The organism is Streptomyces griseoaurantiacus (genome assembly GCF_036189845.1).
In the GTDB taxonomy this organism is placed as follows: domain Bacteria; phylum Actinomycetota; class Actinomycetes; order Streptomycetales; family Streptomycetaceae; genus Streptomyces; species Streptomyces griseoaurantiacus.
The window spans coordinates 5,039,019-5,060,198 of record NZ_CP108326.1 but is presented as its reverse complement, the minus strand read 5'-3'; the positions used below and the strand labels follow the sequence as shown (position 1 = coordinate 5,060,198).

Annotated in this window: 11 protein-coding genes; 1 reads left to right on the top strand and 10 read right to left on the bottom strand. The window is 74.7% G+C overall.

Annotation, left to right across the window (positions count from 1 at the left end):
- Position 1 precedes the first annotated feature (1 nt).
- A complete protein-coding gene (locus OHB09_RS22620; RefSeq protein ID WP_006142417.1) occupies positions 2-484 on the top strand; it encodes a nitroreductase family deazaflavin-dependent oxidoreductase in 483 nt (160 codons plus the stop codon).
- 196 nt (positions 485-680) lie between these two features.
- Here OHB09_RS22620 and OHB09_RS22615 read toward each other — a convergent pair whose 3' ends face one another.
- The 10 genes from OHB09_RS22615 to OHB09_RS22570 form a co-directional block, all read right to left on the bottom strand.
- On the bottom strand, positions 681-1,580 hold the full coding sequence (locus OHB09_RS22615; protein WP_006142416.1) for a lysophospholipid acyltransferase family protein: 900 nt from the start codon (positions 1,578-1,580) through the stop codon (positions 681-683).
- A gap of 41 nt (positions 1,581-1,621) precedes the next feature.
- Positions 1,622-2,818: an aromatic ring-hydroxylating oxygenase subunit alpha gene (locus OHB09_RS22610; RefSeq protein WP_286676713.1), complete on the bottom strand. Its 1,197-nt coding sequence runs from the start codon at positions 2,816-2,818 to the stop codon at positions 1,622-1,624.
- A 76-nt stretch (positions 2,819-2,894) separates the two neighbouring features.
- Positions 2,895-5,711, bottom strand: coding sequence for a PEP/pyruvate-binding domain-containing protein (locus OHB09_RS22605; protein WP_167794800.1), 2,817 nt, complete (start codon positions 5,709-5,711; stop codon positions 2,895-2,897).
- A gap of 29 nt (positions 5,712-5,740) precedes the next feature.
- Positions 5,741-6,913: an SAM-dependent methyltransferase gene (locus OHB09_RS22600; protein WP_328922449.1), complete on the bottom strand. Its 1,173-nt coding sequence runs from the start codon at positions 6,911-6,913 to the stop codon at positions 5,741-5,743.
- Positions 6,901-7,860 (bottom strand): thioesterase II family protein, encoded by a 960-nt coding sequence (locus OHB09_RS22595; RefSeq protein WP_328922448.1) that lies wholly within the window; start codon positions 7,858-7,860, stop codon positions 6,901-6,903. The genes OHB09_RS22600 and OHB09_RS22595 overlap by 13 nt, the downstream gene beginning before the upstream one ends.
- An 80-nt stretch (positions 7,861-7,940) precedes the next feature.
- A complete protein-coding gene (locus tag OHB09_RS22590; protein ID WP_328922447.1) occupies positions 7,941-15,899 on the bottom strand; it encodes an aminotransferase class I/II-fold pyridoxal phosphate-dependent enzyme in 7,959 nt (2,652 codons plus the stop codon).
- An 11-nt stretch (positions 15,900-15,910) separates the two neighbouring features.
- Positions 15,911-17,710 (bottom strand): AMP-binding protein, encoded by a 1,800-nt coding sequence (locus OHB09_RS22585; protein ID WP_328922446.1) that lies wholly within the window; start codon positions 17,708-17,710, stop codon positions 15,911-15,913.
- Between the two features lie 13 nt (positions 17,711-17,723).
- Positions 17,724-19,646, bottom strand: coding sequence for an aminotransferase class I/II-fold pyridoxal phosphate-dependent enzyme (locus tag OHB09_RS22580; protein WP_328922445.1), 1,923 nt, complete (start codon positions 19,644-19,646; stop codon positions 17,724-17,726).
- Entirely contained in the window at positions 19,643-19,903 is a 261-nt protein-coding gene (locus OHB09_RS22575) for an acyl carrier protein (protein ID WP_006142408.1), read from the bottom strand. The genes OHB09_RS22580 and OHB09_RS22575 overlap by 4 nt, the downstream gene beginning before the upstream one ends.
- Positions 19,904-20,058: 155 nt before the next feature.
- Positions 20,059-21,087 (bottom strand): beta-ketoacyl-ACP synthase III, encoded by a 1,029-nt coding sequence (locus OHB09_RS22570; RefSeq protein ID WP_006142407.1) that lies wholly within the window; start codon positions 21,085-21,087, stop codon positions 20,059-20,061.
- Between the last annotated feature and the right edge of the window lie 93 nt (positions 21,088-21,180).

Below are 21,180 nucleotides of genomic sequence, written 5' to 3'. Positions count from 1 at the left end.
CATGTCGCACGAGGACAACCCGCGTCGGCCGCAGCCCCCCACCGGATGGCGGCGGGTGGCGTTCCGTCTGCCCATCCGGCTGTACCGGGCGGGGCTCGGGCCGCTGCTCGGGAAGCGGTTCCTGCTGCTGCACCACGTGGGGCGCACGTCCGGGCTCGCCCGGCAGGTGGTGCTCGAAGTCGTCTCCTACGACGGGGAGAAGGACGTCTGGACCGTCGCCTCGGGATTCGGGCCGAAGTCCGACTGGTACCGGAACGTGCGGAAGCGGCCGGACGTGGCCATCCAGTTCGGGAGGCGGCGGGTCGCCGTCACCGCGCACTTCCTGTCCGCCGCCGAGGGCGGGGACGTCATGGTCGACTACGCCCGCCGGCATCCGCGGGCGGCCCGCCGGCTGGCCCAGCTCATGGGGTTCCCCACGGACGGCAGCGAGGCCGCCTACCGGAAGATCGGTGAGGCGACCCCGTTCGTGCGGCTCGTGTCCTGAACGCCGGCCGAACGAACCGCTGGGGCGTGTTTCGAAAGTGGCGCCGTCCGCACGAAGGGCGGGTCCGGCGGCGTCTGGTGCGTGCGAGCGCAAGGCGGAGGGTCGCCCCGATACTGGATGTATCGGGGTGATCCCGACAACGCGGCGAGCGGGCGTGCCAGACGCCGCCGGACAGGCGGGACTTTCGGAACACGCCCTAGCCGAAGAGGCCGTTCCGTCCGCGCACCATCTCCGTCAGCGTCTCCTGGATGGTGTCGCGGACCTGGTCCGAGAGCTTGTGGACGAACATCGGGTCCTGGAGGGTCTCCGCCGAGTAGTGGTCGGTGGGGATCGGTTCGCCGAAGCGGATGGTCCACTTGGTCGGCAGCGGCACCGCGCCCAGCGGCCCCAGCAGCGGGAACGCCGGGGTGATCGGGAAGTACGGCAGGCCCAGGCGCCGGGCGAGCGGGCGGGCGTCCGCGAGCATCGGGTAGATCTCCTCGGCGCCGACGATGGAGCAGGGCACGAGAGGGCTCCCCGTGCGCAGCGCCACCGCGGCGAAGCCGCCGCGGCCGAAGGGGCGCAGCCGGTACCGTTCGGCGAAGGGCTTGCCGAGCCCCTTGTAGCCCTCGGGCATGACGCCGACCAGCTCGCCGCGTTCCAGCAGCCGCAGCGCGCCGTCCATGCGGGCGGCGGTGTGGCCGGCCTTGCGGGCCAGGGTGCGCAGCACCGGCAGTCGGAAGACCAGGTCGGCGGCGAGCAGTCGGAGTGCCCGGTGGGCGGGGTGGTGGTCGCGCAGGGCGACCTGGAGCATCAGGGCGTCCAGCGGCAGGGTGCCGGAGTGGTTGGCGACGACGAGGGCGCCGCCCTCGGCCGGGACGTGCTCCAGGCCCTCGACGTCGACCCGGAAGTACTTCTCGTAGAGCCCTCGCAGGGGTGGCAGGAGCAGGTCGTCGGTGAGTTCGGGGTCGTAGCCGAAGTCGTCGACGCCCTGGCTCCCGTCGAGGCAGCGGTCGAGGACGTCGCGGCCCCGGGCGAGGGTGAGCATGGCCTGGGCGACCGTCTCCATGAGCAGGTCGCGGGGGCTCGTCCGGTCCTCGGGCTCGGCCTCTGCCATGAGGGCGCTCCCCTTCCTCTCGGTGGGTGGTGTGCGGGTGTCTACGGGCGGGCCTCGGCCAGGTCGTCGGTGCGGGGCTCGGTCTTGGCGGTGCGCCTGCCCCGGGCGGTCGTGGCGCCCTTGCCGCCCGCGCCCGTGCTCTTGCCGCCCGCTCCCGCGGCCTTGCCGTGGGGCGCGGCCGGGGCCGGGGTCTCCTCGGGTGCGTCCGCGTGGGCGGCGGCCTCGGCCTTGAGGCGGTCGCGCATCTGGAGGAACTTGGCGTTCATCTCGTCGACCGCGATGAACTTGTTGACTCCCCGCTCGCTGACCTTGGGCTCCTGTCGGAGCATGATGCCGACGTCCTGCGGGTCCTGGACGAGTCGCTCCATGAGCAGCGAGGCCCGCAGCACCCAGGGGCGCAGCGGCTTGAAGGGGACCATGGCCCGGAGCATCGGGTACTCGTAGAGCCGCATGATGGCGAGGGTGTTCTCCTCGTCGATCGGGGTGAGCCAGGTGGTGATCTCCAGCAGCCCGGTCTTGACGTGGGTGAGGCCCGGGGCCTGGTAGATCAGGTGGAAGTGGGAGGTGTTCTCCGGGTCGGCCTCCTCGCACTGGTCGAAGGTGGAGCGGATGGTGGTGCCGTCCACCTCGACCTCGTGGTTGACGATCTTGTTGGCGGCGAGGTAGCGGTCGCGGCCGTCCGTCCAGAACCTGCGCGCGGTGCCGTACATGAACGTGTAGTCGATGTTGTTCGTCCAGTGGTCCCGGTGGACGAAGGTCACGTGGTAGAACTCGAGCAGGCTTTCGATGTAGCGGGTGTAGTGCAGGGGCCGGGTCCACGAGATCGTCTCGTACGGACGGGAGTTGCCGACGAGTTCGGCGGGGAGTTCGATCGCCGGGAGGTGCTCGCGCTCCTCCCCCCACCACAGCCAGACCAGCCCGTGCTGTTCGCGCACCGGGTAGGTGCGCAGCTTGAGCGAGGCGGGGATGCGGGCGCCGGCGCCGAGCGCGGGCACGACCTTGCAGGTGCCCTCGGCGTCGAAGCGGAAGCCGTGGTACGGGCATTCGACGGTGTTGCCCTTCAGGCGGCCGTCGCCGATGTTGGCGCCCTTGTGGGGGCAGCGGGCGGTCTGGCACACGAGGGTGCCGTCGAGGTCGCGCCACAGGACGAGTTCCTCGCCCATGCGGCGGACGCCGGTGGGTTTCTCGCGCTGGATCTCGCTGGTCTGAAGGATCGGGTACCACTGGTTGGGGATCATCCGGCTGTTCTCCTCTCGTCACCGCGCCGGGTCGGACCGGGCGCGGTGTGCTGGTGGACGGACGGGCACCGCGCGCTCAGTCGGCCGGGTCCTGCGACGCCGCCTCGGTGGTCTGTGCGACCTCGTCGGCCCCGGCGGTCTCGACGACCTCGACGACGCCCGTGTCCCCGTCGACCACCACCGTGTCGCCGGTGCGCAGGCGCTGGGTGGCGTCCTTGGTGTTGACGACGGAGGGCACGTTGAACTCGCGGGACACGATGGAGCTGTGGGAGAGCATCGAGCCGATGTCCGTGACCACTCCCCCGGCGATGGCGAACAGCGGGGTCCAGGAGGCGTCGGTGTAGCGGGTCACGAGGATCTCGCCGGGCTGGAACTCGTCGGCCTGCCAGACCAGGTCCTCCACGATGCGGGCCCGGCCGACGACCCGGCCCGGGCTGGAGCCCAGCCCCTCCAGGCGGGCGCCCTCGGCCGCGGCCGCTCCGCGCCGGGCCGGGCGCGTGGGGTCGTGCTCGCCGATGAACGTCAGGGGCGGCTCGGGCAGCCGGTTGTGGTAGTCGTGCAGGCGCCGGCGCTCGTCCAGCGCCGTGCGGGGGAAGGCATCGCGGGCCGGGCGGGTGCCGGCCAGGTAGGCGCGGACCTCCTCGAAGTCGAGGTACGCCACCTCGTCCGGTGAGTGCAGCACGCCCTCGGCGACCAGCCGCCGGCCGACCTCGTAGACCACGTTCCTGACCAGCCAGATCGAGGTGACCATCGACATGCGGGTGGTCTCGCGCAGCTCGCTGCAGAGCTGGTAGAGCGAGATGACCGTCTCCAGCGTGCGACGCCGGGGCAGCGGCAGGGCGCGTACGGCGGCCAGGACGTCGCCCTCGGCGCGGGCGCGGCTGCGGCCCATGATGTCCTCGGCGGTGAGGCCGTCGGCGGCGTAGCGGCGGATCATCTGGAAGAGGTAGGAGGGGTCGTCGATCCAGCGGGGGTGGGTGAGTTCCATCTCCTGGCGGCTGCGGGTGCCGTTGGCGCGCAGGAAGGGTTCCATCTCGGCCTGCCAGAAGGCGCGGCCCTCGGCGTCGGCGCGCAGGCGGTCCGCGATCTCCTCCAGCGGGGTGTCCGCGATGAGCGCCATGACGCGGGGGCGGGCCTTGGCGGCCTGGGCGACCTTCCAGATCTCCTGGGCGGAGGCGACGGTCCGCAGGCTGGACATGTCGGTCTTCAGGCGGTTCTGGAGGTTGGCGCCCTCGGCCCCGAGCCACTTGCCGCACAGTTCGGTCAGGACGCCGTAGAAGCCGAAGGCGTTGATGTAGTACGGCATGTAGCCGACGTGGGCGTCGTGGAAGAAGTCGAGGTAGCGGGCGAGTTCGGCGTGCAGTTCGCGGCGGCTCATGCGGGTGAGGTCCAGCCGCCGGGCCCGGTCGAACTCGTAGAGGCGGCTGGTGACCATCTCCTCGGCGCGGTGCTTCATGGTCAGCATCTCGGTGGCCGTGGAGCGCACCCAGTGCAGGGTGGACAGCAGGTCCTCCAGGCCGCCGGGGAAGGTGCCGAAGGGGTTCTCGTAGGTGGAGAGGTCCGCCTCCTCGCTGACGAAGCGGCTGGTGAAGTGCCGCTGGTCGCGGGTGGGCAGGCACTGGCCGAGCAGGTGGGCGGTGTAGGAGATGTTGAGGTAGACGTGGCCCTGGAGGTAGCCCATGTGCAGGCCGACGTCGCCGGTGTCGCGGACGCCGAGGGCGGCGGCGCAGTCGCGGTGGACGTGCTGCTGGTAGTAGCGGGCGAAGCTGAGGCCGAGGGGGGACATCAGGCCGACGAAGATCTCGCCGATGTCCATGCGGGACCACAGGGTGCCCTTGCGCACCGGGTCCGGCTGGGGTGAGACGTAGGGGCTGTGGGGCTCCTCGCGGGGGGTGTCCCGGGGGCGGGTGGTGATGGGCCGGGTCTGGAGCAGGTGCAGCACGCCGTCCCGCAGGGCCCACTCGATGTCCTGCTCGGTGCCGTAGTGGGCGCGCACGTCGAGGGCGAGCCGGGCGAGGGCGGTGAGCTGCTCGCCGGTGAGGCAGGGGGCGTCGCGGTCGGCGGCGTCGACCTTGGTCATGCCGATGGTGCCGGGGGTGACGGAGGCGCACTTGGTGACCTTGTAGCGGACGCGTTCCTCGACGACCTCGAGGGTGCGGTCGTCGATCGCGAAGAAGTCGCTGGAGACCCGTCCGGAGACCAGCCCCTCCCCCAGGCCGCAGCAGGCCTCGACGACGAGGCGGTGGGGGCGGCCGCCGACCGGGTCGACGGTGAACAGCACGCCGCTGACGTCGGCGTGGACCATCTCCTGCACGACCACCGCGATGGAGCCGGCCGCGCCGTTCTCGCGGTAGGCGGCCGCGCGGTCGGACCAGAGCGAGGCCCAGCAGGTCCTGACCGCCGCGAGCAGCGCCTCCTCTCCGGAGACGTCGAGGACGGTGTCGTGCTGTCCGGCGAAGGACTGCGCCGCGGAGTCCTCGCGGCAGGCGGAGGAGCGGACGGCGACGCGGGGGCGGCCGAGTTCCTCGTAGGCGGCGAGGACGGTCCGGGCGAGGGCCTCGGGGATCTCGCGGGAGAGGACGAGGTCGCGGAGGGTGCCGCTGTCGGCCCCGCGGGCCTCGGCGGCGCGGAGTTCGGCGGCCAGGCCGGTCTCGCGGAGGAAGAGGTCGAACAGGCCGGTGGTGAGGCAGAAGGCGGGCGGGACCGGGAGGCCGGCCGCGGTCATCTCGTCCAGCCGGGCGGCCTTGCCCCCGGCCGTCTCGACGGTGGCGCGGCCCTGGCCGAGGGCGAGCACGAGGTCCGCGTGCGGGGCCGGCCGGGCGGGGCGGGAGGCGGCCCGGGCACCGCCGGACCGGGGGCCGTCGGTGCGGGAGCTGTCGGTGCGGGTTTCCATCAGGGGGTCTCCTGGCCTGATCAGCCCTGTCAGAGGCTCTGGGCGGACGGGGCGGCGGCGCGCGCGGCAGTGGTGCGGCTGATGCCGGCGGCGGCCTCGGTCACGGGGGTGTCCGTCACCGGGGTGCCGTCGCTGGTGCCGGTGAAGGCGCGGAAGGGCTGGCCGGGGACGAGGCGGGTGGCCCGTACGTCGGTGAAGCCGGCCTCCTCCAGCTGTGCGGTCAGTTCCTCCGCCCGGGGCAGCGGGCCACCGAAGTCGGCGTAGGTGAACCAGAGGTTGAGCACGTCGAGGCCGGCGTTGCCGCCCTCCCGGCAGGAGGTGGTGAGCAGCAGGCGGCCGCCGGGGGCGAGCAGGGCGCGGGCCCGGCGCAGCGCCTGTACGCGCTCCTCCTCGGGGAAGTAGTAGATGTTGTTGTGCAGGGTGACCAGGTCGAACTGCGGTTGCAGGTCCAGCGTGCGCAGGTCGCCCTGCCGGGTCTCCACGCGGTCGGCGAGGCCCCAGGCCGCCATGTTGTCGGCGGCCCGCGCGGCGACGTCCTCCTGGAGGTCGACGGCGAGCGCGGTGAGCCGGGGGTTGGCCTCGGCGGCGTGGCGCACGTAGGCGCCGGTGCCGCAGCCGACTTCGAGGAGGCGGACGGGGCCCTCGCGGTCGAGGGTGCGGTCGAGGGCGGCCTCGACCATCGCGCGCAGGGCCAGGGAGGAGCGGGCGATGACGGTGCCGTCCTGGTCCGCGAGGGAGTAGCGGCGGCCGGTGGTGAGCATGCGGGGCGCGTCGAGGAGCACCGGCACGTGGAAGCGGAGGATCTCCTCCAGGGTGGCGGCGACGGCGTCGTTGCCGGGCAGGGCGAGGAGGCGTGCGGCGGGGCTCCTGAGCCGGTAGCAGCCCTCGCGGGTGCCGAGTTCGCCGAGCCCGACGCCGGTGTCGAGCCAGGCCCGCAGCCGGGGGCGGTCCTCCTGGGGGACCTCAAGGTACTCGGCGAGGCTCTCCAGGTCGCAGGGGCGCACGGCCAGGCAGCCGAGGACGCCGGAGCCGGCGGCGGAGGCGAGGAAGGCGGCCCGGTAGAGCGGGTTGACCAGCGCGGTCGACAGGGTCAGGAGGACCGGGTTGCGCGGGTCGGCGGCGATCCTCGCCAGGGACAGTGCCTCGGTGAGGGGTGCCTCCACCCGGTGCTTGACGGTGCGGGCCAGGCTCAGCAGATCCATGAGGAGTCCCTCTTCGCGTGCTCGGGGGTCGGAGGAGTGGGAGAGGTGGCACAAGGGGCCGTGGGTGCGGGTGCGGTGGGTGTCCTGGGTGCGGGTGCGGTGGGTGCCGTGGGTGCGGTGTGCCGGGCGAGTTCCTCGCGGAGTGCGCGCAGGAGGGCCGGACGGGCGGGGCCGTTGAGGAAGAAGTGGTCGCCGTCCAGGTGGTGGTGGAGGAGGGAGCCGGCGGTGTACGCGCGCCAGGCCTCCACGGCGGGGCGCGTGGCGAGGGGGTCGCGGGTGGCCGAGAAGGCGGTCATGGGGCAGTCCAGCGGGGGCCGGGGCGTCCAGCGGTACTCCTCGCAGACGGTGAGGTCGGCGCGCAGCACGGGGAGCCGCCGGTCCAGGTAGGCGCCGGCGACGGCCGGGTCGTCACCGAGGCCGCCGAGGTCCTGGACGAGCTGCCGCAGGTCGGCGTCGGACAGGGTGCGGTCGCGGCGGTCGCCGTAGAGGTGGGGGGCGGCACTGCCGGAGACGAAGAGGTGCCGGGGGGTCTCGTGGCCCCGGGCCCGCAGCTCGCAGGCGACCTCGTAGGCGAGCAGGGCACCCATGCTGTGCCCGAACAGGGCGTAGTCGTGGGCGAGTTCGCAGTCGACGAGGGCCTCGGCGAGGTCGCGGGCCAGGGGGCGCATGGCGGAGTACGGCCGTTCGCGCAGGCGCGGCCCCCGGCCGGGCAGGGCGACGGGGACGACCCGCACGTCCGCGCCCAGTGCGGTCTCCCAGCCCCGGTAGACGGAGGCGGTGCCGCCCGCGTACGGGACGCAGATCAGCCGCAGGGGCCCCGCCCCGGTCCCGCGCGCGGGGGCGGGAGCGGCACCGGGCCCGGAACCGGGGCCGGGGCCGGGGAACCATGCGGCGGCGGGGGGCCGCGGGGTGGTGGCGGGGCCCGGCGGTCGCTGGGTGAGGGGCACGTCGGTCCTCTCGTGGGCGGGGCGGGGGCGGGGGGCTGCTGGACGCCTGCGGCCTGCGGGGAGGCGCGGACGGCGGCCGGTCAGCGGGGCACGTGCCTGCGGCCCTCGGGCGAGTTCAGCCAGGCCACGGTGAGGTCCATGCCCTCCTGGAAGCCGACCTCGCTCTTGAAGCCGAAGTCGTCGCGGGCGCGGTCGATCGGGTACGACTGGTCCCGGTCGAAGAGGTGGACGGCGTGCCGGGTGAGCACGGGGCGGGCCTTGACCCGCAGGGCGCCGTAGAGCCGCTCGGAGGCCGTGGCCACCCCGCGGGCGAGCGGGGTCGGCAGGCTGAGGGCGGGCGCCTTGACGCCGAGGCCCCGGGCCAGTGCCTCGACGTACTCGCGCCAGGTCGTCAGGTCGGCGTCGCGCAGGTTGTACGTCCGCCCGGCGGCGGTCTCCGAGGTGCAGGCGGCGATCATGCCGTCGACGAGGTTGCCCACGTGGACGAGCCCGGCGGGGACGTCGCCCCGGCGGATGTACACCATCTGCCGGGCCACCAGGAGGCTCGCGATCTCGATGACGAAGTCCTTGCTGCGCGGCCCGTAGACGGAGACCGGCCGGACGACGGTGAGCGGGAGCCCGGTCCGCTCGGCCGTCTCGCGCACGGCGCGCTCGCCGAGCAGCTTGCTGCGGTTGTAGGGCAGCCCGATGTCCCGGGGCGGGGTGGACTCGTCGCAGGGGACGGCCGGGTAGCCGTAGACATCGGTGGTGCTGACGTGCAGGAAGCGTTCGACGGTGCCCGCGTGGTGGGCGGCCTCGGCGAGCCGGCGGCTGCCGTCGACGTTGACGCTCCGGAAGTCCTCCCAGGCGCCCCAGTCGGCGGACATGCCGGTGCAGTTGTAGACGTGGCGGACGCCGGACGCGGCGCGGCGCAGGCTGTCGGCATCGCCGAGGTCGCCGGTGACGATCTCGACGTCGGCCCCGTCGAAGGCGGAGCGGTCGCTGCCGTCCCGCACCAGGACCCGTACGCGGTGGCCGTGTTCGGCCAGCCGCCGGGTCAGGTGCCCGCCGATGAAGCCGCTCGCGCCCGCGACCAGGACGTCCGGGCCGCCCTCGTGGACGGGGGCGTGGACGGGGGCGGGGGCGGCCTGGGGTGCGGAGGCGGTGTCGGCCGGCGTCTCCTCCCCTTCCGCCGCCCCGGAGGTCCCGGTGCTCGCGCCGGTCGTGGTCGTGTGGTCTGCCATGGCACGTCCCAGGAGGTCGAGGGAATGGTCCAGGTCTTCTTCGGTGTGGTCGGCGTTGACGAAGAAGCGCAGGCGGCACTGGTCGCGGGCGACGGCCGGATAGCCGATGGGCATGACGTTCACGCCTCGCTCCAGCAGGGTGTGGGAGAGCGCCATCGTGCGTTCCCAGTCGCCGATGACGACGGGGATCACGGCGGAGGCGCGGGAGACTCCGATGTCGAAGCCGCGGGCCCGTGCCTCGTCGCGGAAGTGCTCGGCCAGGCGGCGCAGCCGGGCCACGCGGCGCGGATCGTCCTTGACGACGCGGATCGCCTCCAGCGCGGCGGCGGTGTTCGCCGGTGAGATGCCGGTGCTGAAGATGTGCAGCGGGGCGGTGAACCTGAGGTACTCCACGAGCGGGCGGCGGGCGGCGATGTAGCCGCCGAGGCTGCCGAGGGCCTTGCTGAGGGTGCCCATCCACAGGTCGACCTCGCCCCGGTCGACGCCGAAGTACTCGCCGATGCCCCGGCCGGTGCGGCCGAGCACGCCGATCGAGTGCGCCTCGTCGATCATCAGCATCGCGCCGTGCCGCTTCTTGACCTCGATGAAGCGGCGCAGGTCGGGGATGTCGCCGTCCTGGCTGTAGGCGCCCTCGATCAGCACGAGTGCCCGGCGGTGCCGGGCCCGCTGGGCGTCCAGCAGGGCGTCCAGGGCCCGCCAGTCGTTGTGCGGGAAGGGCCGGCGGCGGGCGCCGGACAGGATGCTGCCGCGCACGGCGCTGTCGTGGATCCACTCGTCGTGCAGGACGAGGTCGTCGGGGCCGAGGAGGTGGCCGACGGTGGCCACGTTGGTGGCGTGGCCCCCGGCGAAGACGATGGCGTCCTCGGTGCCGAGGAAGGAGGCGATCTCGGCGTCCAGTTCGTGGTGCAGCGGGGTCTCCCCGCACAGCAGGGGCGTCGCGGAACTGGAGGTGCCGTAACGGTCGATCGCCTCCTGCGCGGCCCGGCGCACCCGGGGGTGGTGGGAGAGCGCGAGGTAGTTGAAGGAGGCGAAGTTCAGCACGGGACGGCCGTCGACGGTGGCGCGGCCCGCGTTGTGCCCCTCGTGGACGCGGCCGTAGGGGTTGGCGCCGCCCGAGCGGGCCTGGCGCAGCCGGCCCTGGAGCTCGGCGTACTCGGCCCACTCCTCGAACTCCCGTTCCTGGCGGACGGGGGGCGCGGGCGCCGGGTGAGGGGCGGCCGGGAGCGGGACGGCGGGTGCGGTGGCCGCGGGGGCGGCGGCGGTGCGGGAGGGCGGGGGCGGTGGCGGGGCCTGCGCGGCGAGCAGGTCCGCGAGCTGCCCGACGGTCGGGTCCTCCGGCAGGGTCTCCCGGTGCCGTTCCAGGACCCCGGGGTGGGCGCGGGTGAGGGCCCGTTCCAGTTCGGTGCGCATGAGGGAGTCGAAGCCGAGGTCCCGGCCGAGGTGGGCCTCGGGGGCGATCTGGTCGACGGGGAAGGAGCAGACCCGGGCGACGTGGGCGAGGACGTCCGCGAGCACGTCGGGGCGGTGGTCCGGTGCGGGGGCCGCATCGGCGGGAGCGGGGGCGGGTGCGGGTGCGGCGGTGGGCTGCGGTGCGGGGGCGGGCTCGGCGGTGGGCTGCGGTGCGGGTGCGGGTGCGGGTGTCACGGCCGGGGCCTCCTGCGTGGGCGAGGTGAACCAGTAGGACCGGCGCTCCAGGACCGTGTGCGGCACGGGCACGCGCGGGCGCCGGTGCCCCTCGTCGAGCGCCGCCCAGTCCACCTCGCCGCCGGCGCAGTGGAGGCGGCCGAGGGAGCCCAGGAGGGTGTTCCAGTCGCGCGTGCCCGCCGGCCCGGGGCCGCCCCGGCGCAGCGAGGGGAGCCACAGTCGCGGGCGCCCGGGGTCCGGCGGGGTCGCCGTGCGGGCCAGGCCGAGCAGGGTGGGATGGGGGCCGATCTCGACGAACGCGTCGCAGCCGAGGCGGAGCAGGCTCGCGAAGCCCTCGGCGAAGCGGACCGTGCCGAGCAGGTGCTCCGCCAGTTCCCCGCCGCCGATGCGTCCGGTGACCGGATCGCCGGTGGCGTCGGAGATCCACGGGATGCGCGGGGCGGCGAAGCGCACGGCGCGGGCCGCCCGGCGCAGCGGCTCGGCCGCGCCGGCCATCAGCGGGGAGTGGAAGGCGTGCGAGACGGCCAGCTCCCGTACGAGGACGTCCCGTTCGGTGAGCAGGGCGCGGGCCGCGTCGGTCTCCTCCCGGGGGCCGGACAGGACGAGCCTGCCGGGGCCGTTGACGGCGGCCACCGCGAGGGTGGGGAAGCCCTCGGCCACCGCGCGGATCACCTCGGCGGGTCCGGAGCAGGCGAGCATCGCGCCCTCGCCGGGTTGTTCGTCCATGAGCCGGCCGCGGACCGCCGCCAGGGTCAGGGCGTCCTCCAGCGGCATGACCCCGGCCACGCAGGCGGCGGCGTAGGCCCCGATGCTGTGGCCGAGCACCGCGGCCGGCCGTACGCCGAGGGACGTCCACAGCTCGGCGAGGGCCAGTTCGAGGGCCACCAGGGCGGGTTGGCAGTGACGGGTGCCGGCGAGCCGCTCCGCGCCGGCCCCGTCGGCGAAGAGCAGGTCCGTCAGGGGCAGACCGAGGTGGGGGCGCAGGACGGCGTCGGCCCGGTCGAGGGTGCGGGCGAAGCCGCCGTGGGTCTCGTAGAGGCCCCGGCCCATGCCGGTGTACTGGGTTCCCTGGCCGCTGAACAGGAAGGCGACCCTGGGCGCGGGGCCGGTGCGTACGCGGTCGCGGACGAGGGCGGCCGAGGTGTCGCCGCGCACCAGGGCGTCGAGGGCGGTGTCCAGTTCCCCGGCGGAGCCGCCGGTGAGGACGGCCCGGTGGGCGAGACGGGGGCGGCCGGTGTCGGCGGTGCGGCACAGGGCGGCGAGGTCGGCCTCGGGGTGGGCGGCGAGGTGGGTGCGCCAGTGGGTGGCCAGGGTGGTGAGGGCGGTGGGGGTGTGGGCGGAGAGGCACAGGGCGTGCACGGGGCGCTCGGGCGGGGTGGTGTCGTCCCGGGGCGGCTCGGGGGCGCTTTCGAGGACGAGGTGCGCGGTGGCGCCGCCGAACCCGAAGGAGCTGACGGCGGCCCGGGCGAGGCCCGCCCGCGCGGGCTCCGGGAGCGCGGTGAGCCGGGTGGGGACGTCGAGTGCCGCGCCGGGCACGAGGTGGCGGTTGGGGGTGCGCAGGTGCAGGGTCGGCGGCACCTGGCGGTGGCGTACGACGAGGGCCGCCTTGATCAGTCCGGCGATGCCCGCGGCCGCCTCCAGGTGTCCGATGTTGGTCTTGACCGACCCGACGAGGCAGGGCTCCCCCGCCGTCCGGTCGCGGCCGTAGACGGCGGCCAGGGCCTCCCACTCGACGGGGTCGCCGAGCGGGGTCCCGGTGCCGTGCGCCTCCACGTAGTGGATCTCGCCGGGGGTGAGGCCGGCCCGGTCCAGGGCGCGTTCGCAGACCGCCCGCTGGGCCGAACCGCGCGGCGCCGTCAGGCCGTTGCTCCGGCCGCCGTGGCCGGTGGCGGAGCCCCGGACCACGGCGTGGACGCGGTCGCCCTCGGCCAGTGCCCGGGAGAGGGGCTTGAGCAGGACGAGGCCCGCGCCCTCCCCGCGCACGTACCCGTTCGCCGAGTCGTCGAAGGTGCGGCAGCGGCCGTCCGGCGAGAGCATGCCGCCCGCCGCGAAGGCCACGGACAGGCCGGGGGTGAGCATGAGGTTGACCCCGCCCGCGAGGGCCGTGTCGCACTCCCCGCGGCGCAGGCTCTCGCAGGCGAGGTGGACGGCGTGGAGGGAGGAGGAGCAGGCCGAGTCGAGGGCGAGGCTGGGCCCGCGCAGGTCGAGCGTGTAGGAAAGGCGGTTGGCGGCGACGGAGTGGGCGTTGCCGGTGGCCGCGTACACGTCGATGTCCTCGGGGCGGGACATCTGCAGCGCCGAGTAGTCGTGGCTGCTGATGCCGACGAAGACGCCGGTGGCGGTGCCGGCGAGGCGGGCCGGGTCGAGTCCGGCGTCGTCCAGGGTCTGGCGGGCCACTTCGAGGAGCAGCCGCTGCTGCGGGTCGGTGCGGGCGGCCTCGCGTGCCGACATGCCGAAGAGGCGGGCGTCGAACTCGTCGACGCCGTCGAGGAATCCGCCGTGCGCGGGGGCGTCGACCCGAGTGGCGTCCCAGCGCTCCCGGGGCACCTCGGTGATCGCGTCGCGGCCGTCCACGAGGAGCCGCCAGAAGCTGTCCGCGTCGGGGGCGCCGGGGAAGCGGCAGCCGATCCCGACGACCGCGACGGGCTCGTCGGCGCCGGGCGGGGCGGGCGCGGCGGGCGGCGGGGCCGGGACGACCGCCGTGCGGGCCGCGGGGGGCGAGGAGCCCTCGGATGCCGTGCGGGCCGGGGAGCCTTCGAATGCCGTGCGGGCCGGGGAGCCCTCGGATGCCGTGCGGGCCGAGGAGTCCTCGGATGCCGTGCCGACGTGGCCGGCGAGCGCCCGTACCGTCGGGTGCTCGAAGACCGTGCCGGTGGTGAGAGGGCGGCCGGTCAGCGTGCCGAGTTCGGTCACGAGCTCGACGGCCTGCCGGGAGTCCAGGCCGAGCGAGGTCAGCGGGCGGGTGGGGTCGACCGCCGCCGGCGGCAGCCCCAGACGGTCCCCGATGCGCCGGACCAGCCACTCCTCGACCGCCTCGGGGCCGTACGTCACGGTGGGGGCCGGGGCGGGCGCCGGCGGGGTGTCCGGGGGGCGGTGCGCGTCGAGGAACAGGGTGAGCAGCGTCTCCACCCGTGGCCGGACGAGCAGTTCGCCGCAGGGGACGCTCACGCCGAGCCGTCGCTCCAGCTCGCGCACGGCGGTCAGCAGCGCCGGGTAGTCGAGGTCCAGTTCGGCGAACGTCCACCCGGTGATGTCCGGGGGGGCGTCCGCCGGGGCGATCCCGGTCAGGGTCTCGGTGACCGCCTCGACCACGCGTTGCCTGCGGCGCTCGGCGGGCAGCCCGGCGAGCCCGTCCGGGCCCGGCACCGTGTCCGCGGGGGCCGCCTCGTCCCGGGTGACGCTCGCCGCCACCACCGTCAGCCCCAGGTCGAGGAAGTCCCTCCGGCACGCCCGGCGCTGGATCTTGCCGCTGGTCGTCTTGTGCGCCGTCGAGCGTCTGAGGAGGAGGACGGCGTGCGGGGTGACCTCGTGCGCCTCGGCGACGGCGGTGCGCAGCCGGGCAAGCAGCGCGGGCGCGTCCTCGACGCGCCGGCCCTCGACCTCGTGGGCGAGGACCATCCGCTCGGCGCCGCCCACCTCGACGGAGAAGACCGCGCCGCTGCCCGTGCGCAGCCGGGGGTCGGTGCGTTCCGCCGTCAGCTCGATGTCGTGCGGGTAGTGGTTGCGGCCCTGCACGATGACGACGTCCTTGGTGCGGCCGACGACGTACAGCTCGCCCTCGCGCAGGAAGCCGAGGTCGCCCGTGCGGAGACGGGGGGTGTCCTCCTCCCCCTCGATACGGGCGCCGAAGGTCTCCTCGGTGGCGTCGGGGCGGCGCCAGTAGCCGTGGGCGACGCTGCCCCCGGAGAGCCAGATCTCCCCGACGCGGTCGCCCGCGGTGATCCTTCGCCGGGTGTCCGGGTCGACGAGGGCGACGTCCACGCCGTCCACCGGCGGACCGCATCCGACGACCTCGGTCGCCGGGCCGTCCCCCGCGGCGGAGGCGGGCCGGACGGTGCCGGCGCCCAGGTCGCGGGTGGCGAAGGCGCCGAGGACGGGGGCCCGGTCGGCCCGGACGCCGGTCACCATCAAGGTGGCCTCGGCGAGGCCGTAGCAGGGCAGGAGGGCCTCCTGCCGGAAGCCGTGGGCGGCGAAGCGGTCGGTGAAGCGCCGCAGGGTGTCGGCGCGCACCGGCTCGGCCCCGTTCAGCGCGAGCCGCCAGTGGCCGAGGTCCAGCCCCTCGCTCTCCTCCTCGGTGATCCTGCGGACGCAGGTCTCGAAGCCGAAGTTGGGGGCGACGCTGGTGGAGGCGCGGGTGCGGGACAGGGTCTCCAGCCACAGCAGCGGGCGCCGGACGAAGGTCATGGGCGCCATCAGGTGGGCCGGGAAACCGCCGTACAGCGGGGTGAGGATGCCTCCGATGAGGCCCATGTCGTGGTACGGCGGCAGCCAGGAGACCATGCCGGAGCCGGCGTCGTGCTCCAGCCTGCGGTGGATCGCGCGGAGGTTGTGCAGCAGGTTGTCGTCGCCGACCATGACGCCCTTGGGGGACGAGGTCGAGCCCGAGGTGTACTGGAGGAACGCCGGTCCCCGCCGGCCGGGGCCGGGGTCCCGCCATTCCTCGGCGCCGGTGGTGTCGGCGCCGCCGGTCACCAGCAGGCGCAGGCCGCCGAGGCCGAGCGCGGCGAGGTCCTCGGGACGGCCGTCCAGGAAACGGGAGATCTCCGGGGTGGTCAGGGCGTGTGTGGCCCGCGCGTCCCGGGCGATCGCGGCGAGGCGGGGCATGGTCTGGCCGAAGCGCCGGGTGTCCGGCGGGTACGCGGGGACGGCGACGGCCCCCGCGTACAGGCAGCCGAGGAAGGCGGTGACGTAGTCGAGCCCCGGCGGGTGCAGCAGCAGGACCGGCTTCCCGGTCAGGTCCTCGCGCTGGAGGCGGGCGGCCACCGCGCGGACGCGCAGGTCGAGTTGCCGGTAGGTGAGCGACTCGCCGCCGTCCGGGCCCGCGTCGTCGGCGGCCGTGAGGAAGCGGTAGGCGAGGGCGTCCGGGCGGTGCTCGCGGTGGTGCCGCAGGAGCCCGGCAACCGTCGCCGGTTCCGCGCCCCGCCCGTACGGGCCGGTCGGGCCTTGGTTCATGTGCGTCTCCGTCACCTTCCGGGCAGGGCCCGCGCGGGCCGGGCGGCGCCGGCCGTCCCGGACAGCAGGCGGTAGTCCGTCTTGCCGTTGGCGTTGCGCGGCAGTTCGTCCAGGCGGGTCGCGGTCCGCGGGAGCATGTAGCGGGGCAGGTACCGCGCGCAGTGCCGCTTGAGCGCGAGGAGGCCGGGGCCCCGGCCGGGGGTCCGCAGCGTGTAGTAGAGGGCGATGCGGCGGTCGCCGCCCGCCGTGTCGAGGACGGCGGCCGCGTCGGCGACGTCCGGGTGCCGGAGCACGGCGGCCTCGATCTCGCCCAGTTCGACGCGGTACCCGGACAGCTTGACCATGCGGTCCTTGCGGCCCCGGTAGACCAGTTCGTCCCCCTCGCGGGCGACGAGGTCGCCGGTGGCGTGGCGGTGCCGCCGGTGGTCCGCGGCGACGGGTCCGGTCTCCCGGCCCCAGTAGCCGGGGGTGACGCAGTCGCCCTCCACGACCAGTTCGCCGAGGGCGTCCGGGCCGTCGAGGGGGCGGCCGTCCTCGTCGACGAGGAACGCGCGGGCGCCGGTGACCGGGCGGCCGATCGGCACGGGTTCGGTGCGGTTCAGGTCCTGGGGGCGGACACGGTGGTAGGTGCAGACGTTGGTCTCCGTGGGGCCGTACAGGTTGTACAGCTCCGTGCCGGGCGGCAGCAGCGCGGCCAGGGACCGCAGTTGACCGATCGGGAAGACCTCCCCGGCGAACAGGACGTGGCGCAGGGTGCGCACGACCCCGGGCGTGAGCGCGCCGGAGGCGGTGAGCAGGTGCAGCACCGAGGGCACGGAGTACCAGATCGTGACGCCGTGCGCGCGGATGCCGGCGGCGAGGGCACCGGGATCGCGGGCCTGGTCCTCGGGGACGATCCAGACGCGGGCACCGGCCGACAGGGCGGCGAACAGGTCGAAGGTGGACAGGTCGAAGTTGAACGAGGCGTGGTTGGCGAAGACGTCGTCCGGGCCGGGGAGCAGTTCGGAGCGCGCCCACCGCAGGAAGGCGGCGAGATTGCGGTAGCTGATGCGGACGCCCTTGGGGGTGCCGGTCGAGCCGGAGGTGTAGAGGAGGGCGGCGAGGTCGTCGCGGCCCGGGGTGGGCTCGTGCGCGAGGCGCCGTCCGGCGGTGAACTCCGCCCAGGTGCGGACGGGGACGGCCGTGGGGGGCGGGGCGGGGGCGGCCGACGGCTCCTGCGCGGGGTCCGGGGCCTGAGCCGGGGCCGTGGACGTGCCCGGGTCCGGGGCCGTGGACGTGCCCGCGCCCACACCAGCCTCCGCGCCCACACCCGCCTCCGTGTCCTCCGTGTCCTCCGTGTCCTCCGTGTCCTCCGTGTCCTCCGTGAGGACGATCGTCCGGAGCGAGCCCGGCAGGGGCAGACCGGACAGGAGGGCCCAGTGCCGGCGGTCGGTGAGGAGGGCGACCGGTGCGCAGTCGGCGAGGACGGTGGCGACCCGGCTCGCCGGCTGGCCGCCGTCCAGGGGGACGTAGGCGCACCCGGCCCGGAGGGCGCCGAGGATCGCCTCGGCGTAGCGGGGCCGTTTGTCCGTCCAGACGGCCACGCGGTCGCCGGTCGCGGCGCCGAGGGCGAGGAGCGCCGCGGCCACGGCGTCGGCCGTCCCGCTCAGCTCTCCGTAGGTCACGGTCCGCTCCCCCACGAGGGCGGGGCGGGCCGCCCGCCCCGGGGGGAGGGGGCGGGGCAGCCGGACGAGCGCGAGGTCCTCCTCGTCCGCGGCCCGCCCGGTGTGCGCGTGCGTCGTCCCCGCGTGCGTCGTCTCCGCCTGTGTCACCGTGGCCTCCGCCTCACGCCGCCGACGGCAGGACGCCGACCTCGCGGGCCGCCTCGACGAAGATCCCGGCGGCGTTCTCCAGGTCCTCCCTCGTGTGCTCCGAGGTGACGCTGACCCGCAGCCGGGCGTCGCCGAGCGGTACCCCGGGGAAGACCACGGTCTGGCAGTACAGCCCCCGGGTCCGCACGGCGCGGCCCATCTCCATGGCCTTGCGCTCGTCGCCGACGACGAGGGGCAGGATGGCGCTGCGGGTGTTCTCCAGGTCGAAGCCGGCATCGGCCAACTGGCCGCGCAGGAAACGGATGTTGTCCCACAGCCGGGTGACCCGTCCGGGTTCCGCCTCGATGACGTCGATCGCCGCGATGAGTCCCGCGGCCACCCCGGCCGGGATGTTGGCGGCGAAGACGTAGGAGTTCGCGTAGTAGCGGAGGTACTCGATCACCTCCTCCTCGCCGACGACGAAGCCGCCCATGCCCGCGAGCGCCTTGCTCATCGTGCCGAGTTCGAGGTCGACCTCGCCCTTGAGGCCGAAGTGCTCGGTGGTGCCGGTGCCGCGTTCGCCCAGGACGCCGGTGGCGTGGGCGTCGTCGATCATGACGCGGGCGTCGTGCTCCTTGGCCAGGCGGACGATCTCGGGCAGGTCGCAGAGGTCGCCGTGCATGCTGAACACGCCGTCGGCGACGATCAGGCGGCCCCCGGAGCGGTCGTCGGCGCGCTTGAGGATGCGCTCCAGGTCCGCCATGTCGTTGTGCTGGTAGATCTTGCGGATGCCGCCGGAGAGACGGGCCCCGTCGGCGATGCTCATGTGGTTGAGCCGGTCGACCACGAGGGTGTCGTAGCTCTTGACCAGCGCGGAGATCGTGCCCAGGTTGGCCGCGTAGCCGCCGGGATAGACGATGCAGGCCGGGCGCTGCTTGAAGGCGGCCAGCCGGCGTTCGAGTTCCTTGTGCAGGGTGTTGGTGCCGCCGATGAAGCGGGAACCGGTGTGGGTCGCCCCGTAGGAGCGGGTGGCCTCGCAGACGGCCTCGACCACCCGGGGGTGGTTGGCGAGGCCGAGGTAGTTGTTGGAGGCGAACATGAGGAACTCGCGTTCCCGGCCGGTCTGTTCGTCGAGGATGACGGCCTTGTTGCCGCACCGGGAGCGCAGCGGCATGCCGTACCAGTAGAGGTGCTCGGCCTCCCGCCGCCGCAGGTAGGGGGCGAAGCTCCGGGTCTTGGCGAACAGGTCGGGATCGCGCTTCTCGACGAAGTCCTTCATCGAGCGGCCGTCCCACTCGGGGGCCGCCTGCGGGGAGGGTGCCTCCTGTGCGGCGGGGGCCGCAGGCGCCGCGGGTCCGCCGGCGTCCCGGGCCGCGCGCAGTCCGTCCGCGAGGCCGCGCAGCGTGCTCGCGCCGGGGGAGTCCGCCAGGCCGTCGGCGAGGCCGTGGGCGAGGCCGAGGTCGCGGGAGGCGTCGGCGAGGACGGAGGCGAGGAGGACGGAGTCGATGCCGAGTTCGCTCTCCAGGTCGGCGTCGACGGGGAGCTGGTGGCGGGCGTAGGCGGTGTGCCGTTGCGCGGCGGCGAGCACCGTCTCCAGCACGGCGTCGCCCTCGGCCGCCGCGTCGCCCTCGGCCGTGGTCTCGGCCCCGTCGGCCGAGGTCTCGTCCCGGACGTCCCCCCGCGCGTCCTCCTCGCCGTCCCCCCGGGCCCGCCGCACGGCGTCGACGAGTTCCCGGATCGTCGTGGGGTCCCCGGTGAGCGGCGGGCTCAGGGCGAAGTCCTCGTTGACCGAGGCGAGGATGGACTCGAGGATCACCGAGTCGATCCCGAGGTCCGCCTCGAAGTGGCTGTCGGGCTGGAGGTAGGACTCCTCGTACAGCGTGCGGGAGGCGACGATGTCCACGATCCGCCGGTGCACGGCTTCCCGGTCCCGCGTGTCCTCGGTGGCGCTCGTCATCGGGCGCCCTCCTTCTCGCCCCGGAGCCGTTCGACGAGTGCCGCGATCGCCTCGACGTCGCGGAAGTTGGCCGGGGCGATCTCCCGCAGCGGCACGGTGATCCGGAAGCGGTCCTGGAGGTAGTGCACGAGGGAGAAGATCTCGGCGGAGTCGACGATGTTGAGTTCGGCGAGGGGGACCTGTGCGTCGAGCCCGTCGGCGTCGCCGTCGAGCCAGGCCTCGGCGATGTGGTCGATGATTGACTGCTGGGTGCTCATGGTCGTCCTCGGCTGTGTGTCCGGCAGCCCTCGGTCGGGTTGCCACGGGTCGACGGCGGGGGCGGTGGCCGTGGCCGGTGCCTTGCGGCTCGGGCGGCGCGTGGGCGGGTGGGGGCTTGCGCTGCTGCTCTCTCCCGTTCTCGGTGGGCGGCCCGTCAGGACGGGTCGAGGCGCGGCCAGGTCAGCACCGTCGAGCCCCAGGTCAGCCCGCCGCCGAACGCGGTGAGCAGCACCCGTTGGCCCGGCCGCAGCACTCCCTTGGCGTGTGCCTGGTCGAGGGCGAGGGGGATGGAGGCGGCGGCCGTGTTCCCCACCTCGGCGATGTTGCTGAAGCACCGCTGCGGGGGCAGGCCGATGCCCTCCGCGACGTGCTGGGTGATACGGGAATTGGCCTGGTGGCCGACCATGTGGTCCACGTCCTCGGCGGTCCAGCCGGCCCGGGCGAGCACCGCCTTCGCGGAGCCGGTCATGCGGCGGACCGCGTGCCGGAACACCTCCTTGCCCGACATGGTGAAGAACTCCTCGCCGGGGCGCGGCGGCACCCCGGACAGGCGCTGGCGCGAGCCGCCCGCGGGCACGGTGATGAGGGCCTCGCTCTCCCCGTCGCTGCCCAGGTCGAAGGGGCCGAGCGCGCCGGGTTCGCCCGCGGTGCCGGAGCGCAGGACCACGGCGCCGGCCCCGTCCCCGAAGATCACGGAGGTGGAGCGGTCGCCGGGGTCGAGGAGGGTGGAGAAGGTCTCCGCGCCGATCACGAGGACGCGTTCGGCCACGTCCGCGAGGATCAGGCCGGCCGCGCTCGCCAGCGCGTAGACGAAGCCGGTGCAGACGGCGGAGACGTCGTGGGCGGCCGCTCCCGTCATGCCCAGCCGGGCGGCCACGAGCGGGGCGGTCGCCGGGCAGGGGCGGTCCGGGGTGGTCGTCGCCACGAGGACGGCGTCCACGGCGGGTTCGCCCGAGGACTTCAGGGCCCGGGCGCCCGCGCCGACGGCGAGGTCGGACGTGGCCGTGCCCGGGGCCGCGACATGGCGCCGGGCGATGCCGGTCCGCGAGCGGATCCACGCGTCGGAGGTGTCCAGCCGCGCGGCCAGCTCCTCGTTGGGCACGGTCCGGGCCGGCAGACAGCTGCCGACGCCGGCCACGACGGCGGCGCGCCTGCTGTCCGTATCCGTACGACGTGCCACCACATGAGCTCCTCGTCTGCCGGATCCCGAGCCGCCGTCACGCGGCCCCTCGCCCCTCGCCCCTCGGGCCGCGGGTCGCAGCGGCCGTCCTCGCGG